Source organism: Geomonas terrae (genome assembly GCF_004791675.1).
Lineage (GTDB): Bacteria > Desulfobacterota > Desulfuromonadia > Geobacterales > Geobacteraceae > Geomonas > Geomonas edaphica.
This window is the reverse complement of sequence record NZ_SRSC01000001.1, coordinates 1,417,061-1,434,308: the sequence shown is the minus strand read 5'-3', so window position 1 is coordinate 1,434,308 and position 17,248 is coordinate 1,417,061. Positions and strand designations below refer to the sequence as shown.

Sequence of the window (17,248 nt, the reverse complement as noted above, 5' to 3'; positions counted from 1 at the left end):
GATATCGAGGCCAACAGACCGACCCCGGCATGGGGTCTTTTTATTTAGGAGGCAGCATGGAAGTAAGGATCTATTACGAGGATACCGATGCGGGCGGGGTGGTGTATCACTCCAATTACATAAGCTACATGGAGCGGGCGAGGACCGAATTTCTCAGGACGCACGGGCTTTCGGTGAGAGAGATGCACGACAAGGGGATCATCTTCCCCGTGGTGCACATCGATGCCAATTTCCGTGCACCGGCGCGACTGGACGACCTGCTCGTGGTGCGTACCCAGATCGCGGTATTGAAGAACAGCTCTTTCACGGTGGCACAGCAGGTGGTTCGGAAGGATGATGAAAAACTGCTCGTGGAGGCGAAGGTGACGCTTGCGTGTGTCAGTCCCGAGATGAAGGCAAAGCGTCTGCCGAACGAGATCAGGGAGCTGTTCACGAGGCTTTTGGAGGAGACCCCGCAGGAAGGTTGAGGCCGCTTGGCCAAGGCAATCCCCCCTGTCCCCCCTTCGCAAAGGGGGGGACGTGAGGTCTAATGCGGCGCTTTGGACAGATGCCCCGACCTATAGGGAAGCAATGAGGATGTTCAGTTCGCGGGGGGCGTCTTCTGCTTTTCCCGGCGCTCCTCGAGGAGCATGTCGATGGCCAGGATGAAAACGCCGACGCAGATGGCGGAATCGGCGATGTTGAAGGCGGGCCAGTGGTGCCCCTTCCAGTGCACGTCGAGGAAGTCGATCACCTCACCCAGACGGACGCGGTCGATCATGTTGCCGAGCGCGCCGGAGAAGATGAGCGACAGCGAGGCAACGTTCAGCTTCTGGTCGTCGCGCAGCTTGCTGACCGCGATCAGGATAACCACGACCGCTACGGTCGACACCAGCAGGAAAAACGGAAGCCGGTAGGCCGACGAGGCCAGGATGCCAAAGGCCGCACCCTTGTTGCGCAGATAGGTGATGTTGAAGAGCCCCTCGATGACGGAGAAGGAGCTGTGCAGGGTCATGGTCTTGTCGATGTAGACCTTGCTCACCTGGTCCAGTACCAGCACCAGCGCCGAAACGGCCGCGAGGATAATGTATTTGAGTTTCATAGGGTCCTTTAGGTCCGGTATCCCCTCTTCGGCCTCCGAACCTTCACCAAAAGGCTTCGGTCCACAGGCGGGAGAGGGACTGGGTGAGGGAGGAGCCCCCCTCACCCGCCCAATTTATTTCACCGCCGCAAGGCACTTCGGGCAGATGGCCGCATGCTCGGCGTCCTTGCCAAGCTCTTCGCTGTAGCACCAGCAGCGCTCGCACTTCTCGCCGGGGGCGGCGGAAACCGCCACCTCGAGCCCTTCGATCCCCTCCGCCTGGTACACCTCGCCGGAAAGCCCGTCGCAAAGCTCAGCCTTCGAGACGATGAAGATCTCGGGAAGCTGCGCCGCGTACTCCTTGAGGAACGCCTCGGTGTCGCCGCTTGCCTTCAGCGAGACGGCGGCGTCGAGCGAGTGCCCGATAACCTTCTTCACGCGGGCAAGCTCAAGCGCCTTGGAGACCTCGGAGCGGATCTTGATGATCTTCTCCCAGCGGACGGAAAGCGCATCGTCCTTGACCTCGGGGGTGAGAGCCGGGAAGAGCGCCAGGTGCACGCTCGACTCGCGATTGCCGGGCATCTCCGCCCAGACCTCTTCGGCGGTGAAAGAGAGCACCGGTGCCACCATGCGCACCAGGGCGTCGAGCACCTTGTACATCACGGTCTGGCCGCTTCTCCTTGCCACCGAATCCTTCTTCGAGGTGTAGACACGGTCCTTTAGGATGTCGAGGTAGAAGGCGCTCATCTCGACGGTGCAGAAGCCGTTCACCGCGTGGTAGAGGATGTGGAACTCGCTGTCGTTGTAGGAAGCGAGCACCTTCTCCTTCAGAAGCTCCAACTGGTGCATGGCCCAGCGGTCAAGCTCGGGCATGTCGGCGTACGCCACGCAGTCCGTTTCCGGGTTGAAGTCGTGGATGTTGCCCAGGATGTAGCGGCAGGTGTTCCTGATGCGGCGATAGCTCTCGGAGAGACGGGTCAGGATCTCCTGGGAGATGCGCAGGTCGTCGCGGTAGTCCTGCGCCGCCACCCAGAGGCGGAGCACGTCGCCGCCGAACTTCTTGATGACGTCCTCGGGCGCCACGACGTTGCCCACCGACTTGCTCATCTTGCGACCGGCGCCGTCCATGACGAAGCCGTGGGTGAGCACGTTCTTGTAGGGAGCGCGCCCACGGGTGCCGACGCTCGCAAGCAGCGAGGAGTGGAACCAGCCGCGGTGCTGGTCGCTTCCTTCCAGGTACATGTCGGCCGGGGAACCGAGGTTCTCGCGCAGTTCAAGGACGGCGGCGTGCGAGGTGCCGGAGTCGAACCAGACGTCGAGGATATCGCCTTCCTTCTCGAACTCGTCCTTGCCGCAGGAGGGGCAGGTGGTCCCTTCCGGCAGAAATTTCGCGGCATCCCAGTCGTACCAGATGTCGGAGGTGTGCTCGGCGAAGAGGTCCGCCACGTGGTGCATGACCTTGCCGTCGGCCATCACGTTGCCGCAGCTCTTGCAGTAGAAGGCTGCGATGGGGACGCCCCAGGAGCGCTGACGGGAGACGCACCAGTCGGGACGGTTCTCGATCATGCCGTAGATACGCTCACGGCCCCATTTCGGGATCCAGTTCACGTTGTTTATCTCGGAGAGCGCCTTGCCGCGCAGATCGTTCTTCTCCATGGAGATGAACCACTGCTCGGTAGCGCGGAAGATGACCGGCTTCTTGCAGCGCCAGCAGTGCGGGTAGGAGTGGGAAATCTCCTTGGAGCCCAGGAGCGCGCCGACCTCGATCAGCTTCTCGATCACGTTCTTGTTGGCGTCGAAGACAAACTGGCCGGCGAAGAACTCTATGTTCTCGTAGAAACGGCCGCGGTTGTCGACCGGGTTGTAGATGTCGAGCCCCGCCTGCAGGCCGAGTTCGTAGTCTTCCTGGCCGTGGCCCGGCGCGGTGTGGACGCAGCCGGTACCGGCTTCGAGAGTAACGTGCTCACCCAGCAGGATGATGGAGTCCTGGTCGTAGAACGGGTGGCGGGCCAGCTTTTTCTCCAGGATCTTGGAGGGGAACTTGGCCAGCACCTCGCCTTCCGCGCCGATCTCCTTCAGGAAGCTCTCCTTCAGGCCGTCGGCCACGATGACCACGTCACCGCTGTTAAGCGCAAGCGCCACGTAGTCGAGTTCCGGGTGCAGCGCGATGGCAAGGTTCGCGGGAAGGGTCCAGGGGGTGGTGGTCCAGATCACCATGGAGGCCTTTTTGCCGGAAAGCGCGGGCACCGCGCTCCCCAGGTCCTCCTTCAGGGCGAACTTGACGAATACGGAGGGAGACTTGTGGTCGGCGTACTCGACCTCTGCCTCGGCGAGCGCCGTGCCGCAGGAAGAGCACCAGTGCACCGGCTTCTTACCCTTGTAGAGGCCGCCGTTCTCGGCGAAGCGCGCCAGTTCACGGGCGGTCGCCCCTTCGTAGCTCGCGTTCATGGTCAGGTAGGGCTCGTCCCAGTCGCCGAAGATCCCGAGGCGCTCGAACTCCTCGCGCTGGATGCCGACGAATTTGGCGGCGTACTCGCGGCAGAGCTTGCGCATCTCGAGCTTCGAGATCTCGTGCTTCTTCGAGCCCAGGTTCTTCTCGACCTGCAACTCGATGGGGAGGCCGTGGCAGTCCCACCCCGGCACGTAAGGAGCGGCAAAGCCTTCCATACGTTTGCTCTTGAGGACGATGTCCTTGAGAATCTTGTTCAGCGCGTGGCCGATATGGATGTGACCGTTGGCATACGGAGGACCGTCGTGCAGGATGTAACGCGGACGGTTCGCCCCCGCCTCGTCGATCTTCTGGTTTATGTCGATCTCGTTCCAGTGCTTGAGCATCTCGGGCTCGCGCTGGGGAAGATTGCCCTTCATAGGGAAATTGGTACTGGGGAGATTGAGAGTGTCCTTGTAATCCATGTAAACGGCCTCCAAGCTGTCTGATTAAGCCATGAGAGAAACGACTTAAGCTACAAGCTATAATGAGTAATGTCAAGCGCAAACAGGGATTTCCGCTGTTTTCGAGCCGGGAGTGGCGCCTTTAAGGAGTAGCCCATAATCAAGGAAGGGTGACAGAACAACCAGTAATAGTGTATAAACCGCTTGCACCACTGAATTACCCCCGCTTTTCCCTTTGGGGGTGTCGCCTGCAACTTTTCGCTGGAGTCTTATGAGTCAGAAAACCGAGCTTTCCTACTGGGGAGGCATAGTCAAGGCACTGGGCCTTGTGTTCGGCGACATCGGCACAAGCCCCATCTATACCCTGACCGTCGTCTTCACCCTGACCAAGCCCACGGAGTCCAATATTTACGGGATACTCTGCCTGGTCTTCTGGACCATGACCATCCTGGTCACGGCGGAGTACGCTTGGCTCGCCATGAGCCTCGGCAAGAAGGGGCAAGGCGGCGAGATCGTGCTACGGGAGATCATCATCAAGCTCTTTAGGCAGGGGCGCGTCCTCGCTTTCGCGGGCTTCCTCTCCTTCCTAGGGGTTTCACTCCTTTTGGGTGACGGCGTCATCACACCCGCCATCTCGATCCTTTCGGCTGTAGAGGGGCTGCTCCTCATCCCAGGGCTTGAGGAAACGCGCCAGGGGATCCTGGTCGCTATAGCCGCAATCATCGCCATCACCCTCTTCTTCGTCCAGTCGCGCGGCACTGACAAGATCACCGGCATCTTCGGACCGATCATGATCGTTTACTTCGGCTCGCTCTTCGTCTCGGGTGCTGTCTCCATCTCGAGCACCCCCGAAATAGTCTCCGCCATCAACCCGATGCACGCCGTAAACTTCTTCCGCGAAAACGGCATAGCGGGCTACTTCGTGCTCTCCGAGGTGATCCTCTGCTCCACCGGCGGGGAAGCGCTCTATGCCGACATGGGACACCTCGGGAAGAAGCCGATCATCCGCGCCTGGTACTTCGTCTTCGCCGCTCTCTACATGAACTACCTCGGGCAGGGCGCCCATCTCCTCAGGAACCCGGGAAGCGAGAACATCCTCTTCTCCATGATCCAGAGCCAGTCGTCGCTGCTATACATCCCGTTCCTCATCCTCACCATTTTCGCCACGATCATCGCGTCACAATCCATCATCAGCGGCGTGTTCTCCATCGTCTACCAGGGGATCACCACGCGGCTCATGCCCCTTTTCAAGGTAGACTACACATCGACCCACATGCAGTCGCAGATCTACATCGGAGCAGTGAACTGGGCCCTCATGTGCGCGGTCATCTTCGTCATGTTCTTCTTCCAGAAATCAGGCAACCTGGCCGCGGCCTACGGCATGGCGGTTACCGGGTCCATGACCATCACCGCCATCATGATGATCATGGTCTTCTCCAGGACCACCAAGAAGTGGAAGGTGCCCGTGGTCGCCGTCATCTTGGTCATCGATGTGATCTACTTCACCTCGACCTTCCCGAAGTTCGTGCACGGCGCGTACTGGTCCATCATCCTGGCCTCCATTCCCTTCATCACCATCCAGGTCTGGACCCACGGGCAGCGCCACTTGTACCGCGCACTGCGCCCGCTCGATCTCGACATCTTCCTCCTCTCCTACGAGCAGATCTACGCCAAGGCGAAGAATATTCCGGGGACCGCCCTTTTCTTCATCAAGGCGCTCGACGTGATTCCTCCCTACATCGTGCACTGCATGATCCGCTCGAACATCATCTACGAGAGGAACGTGCTCATCTCCATCATCCGTACCGACGAACCCTTCGGCAATATCGCACGGCACAAGAAGGACGTGGGCACCGGTCTCGAGTTTTTCCAGATCAGCGCGGGCTACATGGAGGTGCTGGACATCGAGAAGCAGTTGAAGGACCACGGCATTCAGGAAAAGGTGATCTTCTACGGCGTGGAAGATATCGAAACCAGGAACCCGGTATGGAGACTTTTCGACCTGATCAAGAAGGTCACACCGAATTTCGTGCAGTTCAACAAGCTTCCCGCAGCCAAGCTGCAGGGGGTGGTGACGCGGGTGGAGATGTAGATACACCAGCAACTTGCGCGGTTTTACTTGTCTCCGGTTAAGACCGGTGCTATATGTTGCGCCGCCACATTAAACAGAGGTACTCCATGCAAAAACACGAACCGTCCTACTGGGGCGGGATTGTAAAATCGATGGGCCTCGTGTTCGGCGACATCGGCACGAGCCCCATATATACCCTCACCGTTATCTTCGCCCTCACCAAGCCGACCCCGGACAACATCTACGGCATCCTGTCGCTGATCGTCTGGACCCTGTTCATCCTGGTCACCGTCGAGTACGCCTGGCTCGCCATGAGCCTGGGGAGAAAGGGGGAAGGCGGCACCATCGTTTTGAAGGAGATCCTGGTTCGCCTGCTTAAAGGGGGGCGCGCCATGGGGTTAATCGGCCTGCTCTCCTTCATCGGCGTCTCGCTTTTGCTGGGCGACGGCGTCATAACACCTGCAATCTCGATACTCTCCGCGGTCGAAGGCCTTGAGCTCATCCCGGCCACGGCCAACCTCTCCCAGGCAGGCGTGATCGCCATCGCCGCAACCATCGCCGTCATCCTCTTCATTTTCCAATCCAAGGGAACCGACAAGGTCGCGGGCGCCTTCGGGCCGTTGATGGTGCTCTGGTTTTCGGCCCTCACCCTTTCCGGCCTCATCGCCATCGCGGGGCATCCCGAGGTGCTCAAATCCATCTCACCCTGGTATGCCATCAAGTTCTTTCTCGATAACGGCATTTCCGGCTTTTTCGTCCTCTCCGAGGTCATCCTGTGCGCCACCGGCGGCGAGGCGCTATACGCCGACATGGGGCACCTGGGGAGAAAGCCGATCGTGCGCGCCTGGTACTTCGTCTTCGCGGCCCTGGTGATCAACTACCTCGGCCAGGGCGCCTTCCTGCTGGAACACCAGCACGAGAAGAACACCCTGTTCGCGATGATACACGGGCAGTCTCCGATCATGTACATCCCGTTTCTCCTCCTCACCATCCTGGCCACGGTGATCGCCTCACAGGCGCTGATAAGCGGCGTCTTTTCCATCATCTACCAGGGGATCACGACGAGGATCATGCCCCTCATGAAGGTGGACTACACCTCCAGCCACCTGAAGTCCCAGATCTACATCAGCTCGGTGAACTGGACCCTCCTGGTGCTGGTCATCTTCATCATGCTGCTGTTCGGCAAGTCGGAGAACCTCGCGGCCGCATACGGCCTTGCCGTCACCGGAACCATGACCATCACCGGCATCATGATGACCTGGATCTTCGCCAATACCACGAAGAAGTGGAAGGCGCCCATCGCCCTTGCGGTCACCCTCATCGACGCCGTCTTCCTGGTCGCGAACCTGAACAAGCTTCCCCACGGCGGCTACTGGTCCATCATCCTCGCCTCGATTCCCTTCATGACCATTCTGATCTGGACCAAGGGACAGCGGGCGCTTTACAAGGCGCTCAAGCCGCTGGACGTGGAGACCTTCCTCCTCTCCTACGAGCAGATCTTCGCCAAGGGGCGCACCATCCCCGGCACCGGGCTCTTTTTCACCCGTGAGTGGGCGGTGGTCCCCCCCTATGTGGTGCACTGCATCATCCGGAGCAATATCATCTACGAGCGCAACGTCTTCATCTCCATCATCAGGACCGATGAGCCGTTCGGAGTTTCCCACAAGCTGACCGAGAAGCGCGGCAGCGGCCTTGATTCATTCGAGATCTTCGCCGGTTACATGGAGGTAATCGACATCGAGGCCCTGCTAAAGAAGAACAACATCAACGAGAAGGTCATCTTCTACGGCGTGGAAGACATCACGACAGGGAACCCGATCTGGAAGATCTTCAACGCCATCAAGAAGCTGAGCCCGAACTTCGTGCAGTTCAACCAGCTTCCCGCAAGCAAACTGCAGGGCGTCTTGACCCGGGTAGAGATGTAACCGTCCCCCCTCACCCAGCCGTCCATCCGGAAACACAAAAGGGCCGCTTCCCTCACGGGAGCGGCCCTTTTCACGTCAGTTGGGGATTCGATGCCTGACTAGACGGTGTCCAGCAGGCTTCCCCAGGTATCCTTCATCGTGATGCGGTGCAGAGCGTTCACACCCTGGACCTCGTAGATGATTTTCTCGGTCTCCTCCTGCGAGAGCCCGACCTTGGGACGGACCCCCATCCAGTGGGTGGCCTGGCCGGAGGGGGACTCCAGCGGACGGGGCAGCGGGGGGCCCGGTTTGTACTTCTTGTCTACGAAAATGGCCGCTTCATACTGTTTGCCGTGTTTGACCAGGCAGATTTCCAGCAAAGCCCCCGTGTTCTGCAGGACCCGATCAATGATCATTTCCTGTACTTCCATATCTTCCGGCATCTCGGTGTATTCGCTCATGGCACCTCTCCATTCCCAGTGTTCGACGTTGTTCCTATTCTTACTCCTCATCGGTCGATCACGGTTCCGACTTTAGGCCTTTTGCCCCCCTCGACGCAATTATCTCCCACCGCCGTTTTTCCCATTGGCGCCAAAGCGAAGCGTCACGATCAGGGGCAGGTGGTCTGAAGCGACTGCAGTCAGCTTGGTGCGCGGGATCAGCTCGTTTTCCACGCTCAGGTCCGGCGAGATGAAGATGTGGTCGAACCTGACGATCGGCATGTTGCTCGGGAAAGTGAACTGGGTGTGCCCGAACTTCAGCCGCTCCTGCTCATCCTGCAGCGCGTTCCTGAGGCGCTTGTGGATGCTCCAGCTCGGCATGGCGTTGAAGTCGCCGCACAAGACCACCGGCGGACGGCAATCGGGATGGGCGAGCCAGTCCGCCCCGGTAAGCACCTTCGCCTGGTAGCTGCGCTCCTGCGGGGTAAGCCCGAGGTGGGTGTTCACCAACTGCAGCTTATGCCCGTTGACGTCGATCTCCACCCACATCACGCCCCGCGGTACCATGGTCCGGTACCGATTCTCCGGGTGCAACCCCCCCGCCCGAACCAGCCGCATGGGAAACCGGCTGAAGACCACGTTACCCCAGCGCTCGCGCTCGAGGTTGTAGTGGACGTCCCTTCTTACCACCAACGCCAATTCGTGCGTCAAATCCTGGCAAGCGCCACCGATTTCAGGGCGGAAACGCGCCCCCGGGAGTTCCTGAAGAGCGACTATGTCGGGCTGATACATTTCGATGACCTGTGCGATACGCGCGGCTGAAGTGTGGCGATCATTGCCGGTCAGCCGGTGCACGTTATAGGTCATGACGGTGAAGGTGTCATTGTTTTGGGTCATACGGACTGCCGCCCTTTCTTGCCGCGAGGGAGCCATAGGAAAAACAACGACAGGAATTATACCCGGTTTTCAGGGAGGCGCAGGCAAAAGGGGCGGGAACTTTCGATACGTAAAAAGTAGCTGCAGATGAGAGGGACAAGCGCAGGAAGGAGTGCTGCCGTGCGCAAGAGGTCTCGGGCAGTGTGCAAAGGGTCTTCCACAGTGCGCAAGGGGGCTTCCGCAGTGTGCAAGGGGTCTTCCGCAGTGTGCAAGGGGTCTTCCGCAGTGCGCAAGAGGTCTTCCGCAGTGCGCAAAGGGTCTTCCGCACTGTGCAAGGGGTCTTCCGCAGTGTGCAAGGGGTCTTCCGCAGTGCGCAAGGGGTCTTCCGCAGTGCGCAAGGGGTCTTCCGCACTGTGCAAGGGGTCTTCCGCAGTGTGCAAGGGGTCTTCCGCAGTGCGCAAGGGGTCTTCCGCACTGTGCAAGGGGTCTTCCGCAGTGCGCAAGGGGTCTTCCGCAGTGCGCAAGGGGTCTTCCGCAGTGCGCAAGGGGTCTTCCGCAGTGCGCAAGGGGTCTTCCGCAGTGTGCAAGGGGTCTTCCGCAGTGTGCAAGGGGTCTTCCGCAGTGTGCAAGGGGGCTCGCGCAGTGTGCAAAGGGGCTCGCGCAATGTGGAAGAGGTCTCGCACCGCGCGTGTGTGTTCACCGTTAAGGTTCTTTAGGGAGTTTTGGGGGAATGCAAAGTGCAGCGGCCTACAAAGCACTGCATGAGCCCCACGTTCCCCCCTTTGCGAAGGGGGGAACGCGAGGTCACCTGCGGTGCTTCGTGGGAACACACGCCGGCCCCTCGGAATTCCCGGACGCCCCACCTATTTAAGACGATGAAACGTCGAAGCGGTCGATCTCCTGTTGCAGTACCTCGATCTGGGCCGCCAGCGCCGACATGCTCTCGCCCAGCACCTTGACTGCCCCGAGGTTGCTCTCGGTGGCGCTCTTGATGTTCTCCACTGCGGGCAGCACCAAGTCCGCCCCCCTGCTCTGCTCGTCGCAAGCCTTCTGGATGTGGCGGATCATGCCGGTGATGTTCTCCGTTGAATTCGCGATGAAGTTCCCCACGTTGCTCTGTTCGCGCGTCGAATTCTTCACCTGTTCGGTCAGGGTCCTCATCTTCTCCACCGCGGAAAGAACCAGACTGCTTCCCTCTCCCTGCTCGCGCGTGGCGGTGGCGATCTGACGCACCATGGTGGTAACCTTTTCCGTCGTGTCCCGGATCATCATGCTGCCGCGCGCCTGCTCGGCGGTGGCGCGGGCGATGCCGTTCACCTGCTCGGTCGCCATCTGCACCCCGCTCACGATCTTCTCGAGCGCCTCGCCGGACTTCCTGGACAGCTCTTCCCCTTGGGCGATGTTCTGTTCCGCCTGTGAAATCGCGACCACCGCGCGGTCGGTCTCCGAGAGAACCCCGTTCACGACATCGGCTATCTTACGGGTCGAGGCGCTGGTCCGTTCGGCGAGTTGCTTGATCTCCCCTGCCACGACCGCGAAGCCCTTGCCGTGCTCCCCGGCCTGGGCGGCGATGATGGCCGCGTTCAGCGCCAGAAGGTTGGTCTGCTCCGCGACGTCGTCGATGACGGAGAGGATCGCCCCGATGTCGCCTGCGCGCTGGGAGAGGTTCGCTATCACCTCGGAGGTGATGCGCGATGATTGCCTGATCGCGTTGATGCCCAGGATGGTCGATTCCACCGCTCCCTTGCCGAACTCGGCGTCCTGCTTCACCGACTCGGAGATCTTCACCGTGTTCAGTGCGTTCTTCTCCACCTCTTTTATGGTGCTGTCCATCTCGACGATGGAGGAGGAGTTGATGCTCGCCTCTTGGAGCAGGAGATCCGCGTTTCTCCCCACCTGTTTAATGGAAGCAGCCATCTCGATGATGGCCGATCCCACCTCGTCCACCTGGTGGGCGAGCGCCTCGGCGTTCAGGGCCACCTCCTCGACACTCGAGGCCATCTCGAGGATCGACGATGAGCTCTCCGAGGCCGACTGGGACAGCCCCTCGACGGCCTTCGCCACCCCCTTGATAGAGCCGGTAATCTGGGTCATGGCGCTCGAGGCCTCGTGCACCGAGGAAGACTGCTGCTCTGCCGCTCCCATTACCGTGCTGGAAACCTGCACCAGGTTTCCGGAGACGGATCCAAGCTCGTCGCTGGAGGCGTTCACCTGCCGCACCATAAGCGCAAGCTTCTCGGTCATGGTATTGAAGTCTGCGGCAAGCTCGCCGATCTCATCCCGGGTGTCCACCTGAAGGCGCTTGTTGAGATCCCAGTCCGTAGTGACGGAAACGATGTGCTTCTTGAGGGTCTCGAAGAGAGCGAGGCTCGGCTTGAGCGAGAGGTAAAGCAATGTGACACCGGCCAGGAGGATGGCGATGAAGATACCCATCTGGGCCGCCACCCCTTTCCACATGGTGGCGAACAGGGGCCCGATCTCCTTGTGGGAGAAGAGAACCCCCACGGTTTCACCGGACGCGTCCTTGACCGGCCCGATGCCTACCAGGTACTTGCCCCCCTTGAAGGAAACGATGGCGAGCTGCGGTTCCTTGAGCGCCTGGTTCATTTCTGAGGCGAGCCCTGCGGCGAGCCCCAAGGCCACCGCCTTCTGCGTCGGGTAAAGGATGCGGAAGTTCCCTGCCTGCTCGGTCTTGACGTCGGTCCCCTTGCTCTTCAGGAAATCGTTGGTGAGAAAAAGGCTCATCTCTTTCCCGGTGATCTGCTTCATCTGCTGGAAGACGTGGTCGATCTCTTCTGCGACCTCCATGTAACCAAGCGCCCTCCCCTGATAGGAGACGGGTTTCACGCAGCGCAAGGAGAAGAAGTTCTTGCCCATCTCCAAGCCCCACGCCATCTGCTTGGTCGCCTGCGCCTTCAGGAAGGTCTCCCGCTTCAGGATGTCACCGTCCTGTTCGGGCTTGTGCGCCCGCAAAAGCACCTTGCCGTCGGGCTGTATGAAGTACATGTGCGTTATGTTGTTGTTCTGCTTGATCTCGCCGAAGATGGGCTTCGCGACGGCGAGCAGTGCGTCCTTCTTGCCCGCGGCGAACGGGGCGAGCAGGATGTCAAGCCGGTCCAGTCCCGTGTGGGCCCGTGCGAGCCCCTCCGCGTCCCCCTTGAGGATCGCTTCAAAGAGGCGGCCGTTGTTGCTGGCCTCATCTTTTAGCCCCTCACGCATCTGGTGCATCTGATATTGGTAGGCGAAGATTCCGAGGATGGTGATACTGGCGAGACAGAGAGTGAGGACGGATACTACAACACGCTTCTTGATGGACCACATGGCAAACATCTATAACTCCCAGGATGGCATTGCATTTCATAATATTCCTACAAGAACCTGTTATATATCCTATTCACCGGAAAGAGAAAAGAGGTAAAGCACAAGCATTTGTGATTTAAATTGCTTTATCTGTATTTGTAAACACCCAAGCAGACACCGCGGCCAAATGCCTTCACAGCGGATCGCATTTGTTGACGTGTCACCGGCGGATACTATGATTGTTACCTATGGGTCACAACCAACGAAAGGAGTTCCGCATGGAAACCAGGAAGGTTACTTTTACCAACAGCAGCGGACTACAGCTTGCCGCGCGTCTGGAACTGCCCGATGGGGAGCCGCCTGTCGCATATGCCATATTCGCCCACTGCTTCACCTGCTCAAAGAACATAAAAGCGGCAGTGAACATAAGCCGCGCCATGAGCAGCCGGCGCATCGCCGTGCTACGTTTCGACTTCACCGGCCTTGGGGAGAGCGAGGGCGATTTCTCCAGCACCACGTTCACGACGCAGGTGAGCGATCTGGTCGCGGCGGCGCAGTTCCTGGAGCGCGAGTACCAGGCACCGAGCCTTCTGGTGGGGCACTCCCTGGGAGGCTCCGCCGTTCTTGTCGCAGCAGCGGAGATACCTTCGGCGACCGCTATCGTCACCATCGCCGCCCCTTACAACCCGGCCCATCTGCGCAGGCTGCTCGGAGACTCGGCCGACCAGATCGAGCGGCATGGCGAGGCAACTGTGCATCTTGGCGAGAACTACTTCACCATCAGGAAGGAGCTCCTGGAAGACCTGGAGACGCAACGCCCGGCGGAAACGCTCGCCCGGCTCCAGGGAGCGCTCCTCGTCATGCACTCGCCTGCCGACAGCATCGTGCAGATTGAAAACGCCACGCAGATCTTCCAGGCCGCGCGACACCCGAAGAGCTTCATCTCCCTCGGCGAGGCCGACCATCTTTTGTCCAACGCCGCGGACTCGCGGTACGCGGGCGAGGTCATAGCCAGTTGGGCCGCGCGCTATCTAGACGTCGTCGACAAGGCCCCCTTGGCCCAGCCCGAATTCCAGGCCGCCGACAACCGGGTCACCGCCCGCACCGGTGAAGAGGGGTTTCGCACCGAGATCTCCGCCAACGGGTTCAGCCTGGTGGCGGACGAGCCGGTGAGTTACGGCGGCACCAACGAGGGACCGTCCCCGTACGAATTCCTCATGTCCGCCCTCGGGGCGTGCACCACCATGACGGTGCAGATGTACGCCCGGCGCAAGGGGTGGCCGCTCACTTACGCCATGGTGCGCCTGTCCCATCACAAGATCCACGCCGAGGACTGCCGCGACTGCGAATCGCAGGACGCGCGCATCGACAAGTTCACCCGCGAGCTCGAGCTCATCGGCGACCTGGACCAGGACCAGCGGCAGAAGCTCCTGGAGATCGCGGAGAAGTGCCCGGTGCACCGCACCCTGACCGGCGAAATCCGCGTCGACACCACGTTGAAGGAATAACAAGGGGGGAGAGGGCCGCGGAGGTCACGGAGGACCATGTTCCCCTAAAGTTTCGGCATGCCGGGCCGATAAGTGTTGCAACGGCCGAGGTAGACGAGGCAGGAGGTAAGAATCATGGATGTCAGTACCATAGCAGCCGCCCAGGTAGCAGGCGCCGCATCACTCATGCAGCAGTCAATTTCCATGGAACTGGTCAAAAACGCAGCCGCAGCGCAGATGCAGATGGCCAACATACTCGCCCAGCAGGCGGCGACGGTGAACCCGCAGGAAGGCTTTTCTACCTACGCCTAATCCCGCAGCAGCCACCCGAAACAGCACGGGCCGGAGGGAAACCCCTCCGGCCCGTAGCCTTTTCACCTGATCATTTCTTGCAGCAGCTTCCACCCTCGCAACCGCAGCACCCCTTCTTCTTCCAAAGCGTCGCGTAAAGGATGTAGCATGCCCCGGCCACGATGACGGCCGCGATGACAACGTCGGCAATTCCCATATCAACCTCCCAATCCCAGGAGACGTCCCCCCTGGTAGACGATAAGCGCCGCACCCCAGGCGAGCGCCGTTTGGTACAAAAGCCCCACCGCAGCCCATTTCCAGGTACCGAACTCCTGCCGCATCGCCGCGATGGCTACCACGCACGGCATGTAGAGGAGAACGAACACCATGAAGGCATAGGCGGTGAGCGGCGTGAAGGCCCCGCCGATGGCGAGCTTCAACCCACCTTGATCCTCCTCCTTCTCTTCCGGCTGCGGGAGATAGAGAAGCGTCTTCATTGCCTTAACCGAAGCCTCCCCGAAGGAGGTTACTATCTCCTTGAGATCCTCCTTCAGGGTAGGGATCTCCTTCTTTTCCTCGCCGTGCTTGGGCGCGTAGATCTCGCCCATGGTACCGACGACGATCTCCTTCGCGATGACGCCGGTGATGAGGGAGGACGCCGCCTCCCAGGTGCCGAAGCCGACCGGCTGGAAGATGGGAGCCACCGCCGCACCCGCCTGCCCGAGGTAGGAGTCGCGTTTGTGCTCGACCCCCCAGGGGAGGTTCAAAAGGAACCAGACGAGGACCGAGACGGCGAAGATGTAGGTACCGGCCTTGAAAAGGAAGTGTTTCCCCTTCTCCCAGGTGTGCACGCACAGGCTGCTGAAGGACGGCATGCGGTACGGGGGAAGCTCCATGATGAACATGGGCGCCTCGCCGCGGAAGAGGGTCCTCTTGAAGATGAGCCCCATGAACACGGCGAGCAGGATCCCTATGATATACAGGGACCAGATCACCGTGCCCGAGTTGTTCGGGAAGAAGATCCCGACGAAAAGCACGTACACCGGCAGGCGTGCGCCGCAGGACATGAGCGGCACGAGGAGCGCGGTCAGCACCTTGTCCTTCGGGTTCTCCAGGGTGCGCGTCGCGTAGATCCCCGGCACGTTGCAGCCGAACCCGAGCAGCATCGGGATGAAGGACTTGCCGTGCAGGCCGATGGAATGCATGGTGCGGTCCATGACGAAGGCGGCGCGCGCCATGTAGCCGCTACCTTCCAGGAAGGTGATGAAGAACATCATGGCGAAGATCACCGGCACGAAGACGATGACGGAACCGACCCCGGCGATGACGCCGTCGTTCACGAGCGACACGGTCCAGTCCGGTGCGCCCAGCGGGGTCAGGATGGCGGAGGCCCAGCGCTTGAAGGGGCCCTCGGTCATCGCGCGGAGCCAGTCCCCATAGGGGGCGGATAGGTCGAATGTGAGCTTGAACAACAGCCACATGGCGAGCATGAAGATCGGTATCCCGAGGAAGCGGTTCAGCACGATGCGGTCGATCTTCTCGGTGAGCTCGGTCTGGCGCAGCTCCGGTTTCTCCAGGATCTCCCGCGTGAGCCCGGAGGCGAGCGAGTAACGGACGTCGGCCATGATCGACTCGATGTCCTCGCCGTGGGCGCGCTTCAGGTGATGCAGCGCCTCGTCCAGGAAACTCTCGTCGGCAAGGTTCACCTTTTCCAGCACCTGGCTGTCCTGTTCCATGATCTTCAAAAGGAGCCAGCGCTTCGGGTAACGCTCCAGAAGAGATGGGTAGTTCCGCTCGAGCGCCTCGGCGACGTAATCGACGGCGGTCTCGACGTCCTCGCCGTAATTGAGTTTTCTCGGTGCGCTGCCGGTCGGGGAGTCCGCCACGGCAAGCACCCTCTTTAGCAGCTCGTCCAGGCCGGTCTTCTTGGTGGCCGAGGTGGGGACCACGGCGATCCCCAGCATCTCCTCGATCCCCTTTACGTCGATCCGGTATCCCTTCTCCTGCGCCTCGTCGTAGATGTTGAGCGCCATCACCACCGGGATGCCGAGTTCCATGATCTGTACGGTGAGGTAGAGGTTACGCTCCAGGTTGGTGGCGTCGACCACGTTCACGATCAGGTCGGGACGCTCGTGCACCAGGTAATCCCGCGCGACGATCTCCTCCTGGGAGTAGGGAGAGAGCGAATAGGTGCCGGGGAGGTCGACGAGACGGATCTTCCTGCCGCCGAACTCGAAGAGCGCCTCCTTTTTCTCGACGGTCACGCCCGCCCAGTTGCCGACGTGGAGCCTCGTCCCCGCTATGGCGTTGATGAGGGTCGACTTCCCGGAGTTGGGGTTTCCGGCCACCGCCACGGTGATGGTACGTGCCGTCGCCGGGGCGCTGCCTGCCGTTTCCTCTTCTTCCTTGTACTTGAGCTGCGTACTCACCCTGCCACCTCCACCGCGATCCCTTCCGCCTCTTTTTTCCTGAGGGAAAGGTTGTAGCTCTTGATGCTGACCTCGATCGGGTCCCCCATTGGGGCCACCTTCAGTACCTTCACGTCTTCCCCGACCAACACGCCCATGTCCATGAGCCGCCGTTTCAGGGGGCCTATCGACCCGATCGAGGTGATTTTCCCCTTCTGCCCCGGCTTAAGCTTTGCCAGATTCATCGCATTATCTCCTCACCATGATTTTCATCGCCATGCGGCGGGCCAGGGCGATCCGCGCCTCGTCCACCCTGAGCAGGATGGTGTTGCCCCCGTTGGTCAGCATCTCCACGTTCTTGCCTATGCGCAGCCCCATTTCCTCCACGCGGACCGAGGTCTTGTCCTGCCCGGCGCCGCTCACGCCTTCTCCCTTGCCGAGCATGATCTCGACGATCTGGCCGTTTTCTCCTGCGCTCAAAAGTCCCAGTGGAATCATGACTGCTCCTTTGCCTTTGTA

General features: G+C 60.3%; 14 protein-coding genes. 5 read left to right on the top strand and 9 right to left on the bottom strand.

The features are described 5' to 3' along the window. Window positions 1–56: 56 nt before the first annotated feature. A complete protein-coding gene (gene ybgC, locus E4633_RS06105; RefSeq protein ID WP_135869337.1) occupies window positions 57–467 on the top strand; it encodes a tol-pal system-associated acyl-CoA thioesterase in 411 nt (136 codons plus the stop codon). A gap of 113 nt (window positions 468–580) precedes the next feature. Here ybgC and lspA read toward each other — a convergent pair whose 3' ends face one another. Next, window positions 581–1,081: a signal peptidase II gene (gene lspA, locus E4633_RS06100; protein ID WP_135869336.1), complete on the bottom strand. Its 501-nt coding sequence runs from the start codon at window positions 1,079–1,081 to the stop codon at window positions 581–583. 114 nt (window positions 1,082–1,195) lie between these two features. After that, window positions 1,196–3,973, bottom strand: a complete 2,778-nt coding sequence (gene ileS, locus E4633_RS06095; protein WP_135869335.1) for an isoleucine--tRNA ligase — start codon at window positions 3,971–3,973, stop codon at window positions 1,196–1,198. A gap of 250 nt (window positions 3,974–4,223) precedes the next feature. On the opposite strand from ileS, the gene E4633_RS06090 reads away from it, so the two are divergent. Together E4633_RS06090 and E4633_RS06085 are read left to right on the top strand one after the other, a co-directional pair. Beyond that, window positions 4,224–6,044, top strand: a complete 1,821-nt coding sequence (locus E4633_RS06090) for a KUP/HAK/KT family potassium transporter (RefSeq protein ID WP_135869334.1) — start codon at window positions 4,224–4,226, stop codon at window positions 6,042–6,044. A gap of 86 nt (window positions 6,045–6,130) precedes the next feature. Next, window positions 6,131–7,948 (top strand): KUP/HAK/KT family potassium transporter, encoded by a 1,818-nt coding sequence (locus tag E4633_RS06085; RefSeq protein ID WP_135869333.1) that lies wholly within the window; start codon window positions 6,131–6,133, stop codon window positions 7,946–7,948. 98 nt (window positions 7,949–8,046) lie between these two features. On the opposite strand, the gene E4633_RS06080 is transcribed toward E4633_RS06085, so the two are convergent. The 3 genes from E4633_RS06080 to E4633_RS06070 form a co-directional block, all read right to left on the bottom strand. Further along, window positions 8,047–8,388: a hypothetical protein gene (locus E4633_RS06080; RefSeq protein ID WP_135869332.1), complete on the bottom strand. Its 342-nt coding sequence runs from the start codon at window positions 8,386–8,388 to the stop codon at window positions 8,047–8,049. A 99-nt stretch (window positions 8,389–8,487) separates the two neighbouring features. Beyond that, a complete protein-coding gene (locus tag E4633_RS06075) occupies window positions 8,488–9,264 on the bottom strand; it encodes an endonuclease/exonuclease/phosphatase family protein (RefSeq protein WP_135869331.1) in 777 nt (258 codons plus the stop codon). A gap of 846 nt (window positions 9,265–10,110) precedes the next feature. Next, entirely contained in the window at window positions 10,111–12,573 is a 2,463-nt protein-coding gene (locus E4633_RS06070) for a methyl-accepting chemotaxis protein (protein ID WP_135869330.1), read from the bottom strand. A 248-nt stretch (window positions 12,574–12,821) separates the two neighbouring features. Between E4633_RS06070 and E4633_RS06065 the strand changes: the two genes are divergently transcribed. Then, window positions 12,822–14,051 carry a bifunctional alpha/beta hydrolase/OsmC family protein gene (locus E4633_RS06065; RefSeq protein WP_135869329.1) on the top strand — a complete coding sequence of 410 codons (1,230 nt, stop codon included), beginning with the start codon at window positions 12,822–12,824 and terminating at the stop codon, window positions 14,049–14,051. A gap of 114 nt (window positions 14,052–14,165) precedes the next feature. Continuing rightward, window positions 14,166–14,342, top strand: coding sequence for a hypothetical protein (locus tag E4633_RS20525; RefSeq protein ID WP_198419388.1), 177 nt, complete (start codon window positions 14,166–14,168; stop codon window positions 14,340–14,342). A 70-nt stretch (window positions 14,343–14,412) separates the two neighbouring features. Here E4633_RS20525 and E4633_RS06060 read toward each other — a convergent pair whose 3' ends face one another. From E4633_RS06060 to E4633_RS06045, 4 genes are read right to left on the bottom strand one after another with little or no spacing between them, the layout of a single operon-like run. Next, the gene (locus E4633_RS06060; RefSeq protein ID WP_135869328.1) at window positions 14,413–14,538 is read right to left on the bottom strand and encodes a FeoB-associated Cys-rich membrane protein; all 126 of its coding nucleotides are present in this window, start codon (window positions 14,536–14,538) and stop codon (window positions 14,413–14,415) included. 1 nt (window position 14,539) lies between these two features. Next, complete coding sequence (gene feoB / locus E4633_RS06055) at window positions 14,540–16,750, bottom strand: ferrous iron transport protein B (RefSeq protein ID WP_135869327.1); 2,211 nt, start codon at window positions 16,748–16,750, stop codon at window positions 14,540–14,542. Next, window positions 16,747–16,974 carry a FeoA family protein gene (locus tag E4633_RS06050; RefSeq protein WP_129124708.1) on the bottom strand — a complete coding sequence of 76 codons (228 nt, stop codon included), beginning with the start codon at window positions 16,972–16,974 and terminating at the stop codon, window positions 16,747–16,749. The genes feoB and E4633_RS06050 overlap by 4 nt, the downstream gene beginning before the upstream one ends. Before the next feature lie 4 nt (window positions 16,975–16,978). After that, on the bottom strand, window positions 16,979–17,227 hold the full coding sequence (locus E4633_RS06045) for a FeoA family protein (protein ID WP_135869326.1): 249 nt from the start codon (window positions 17,225–17,227) through the stop codon (window positions 16,979–16,981). Window positions 17,228–17,248 lie beyond the last annotated feature (21 nt).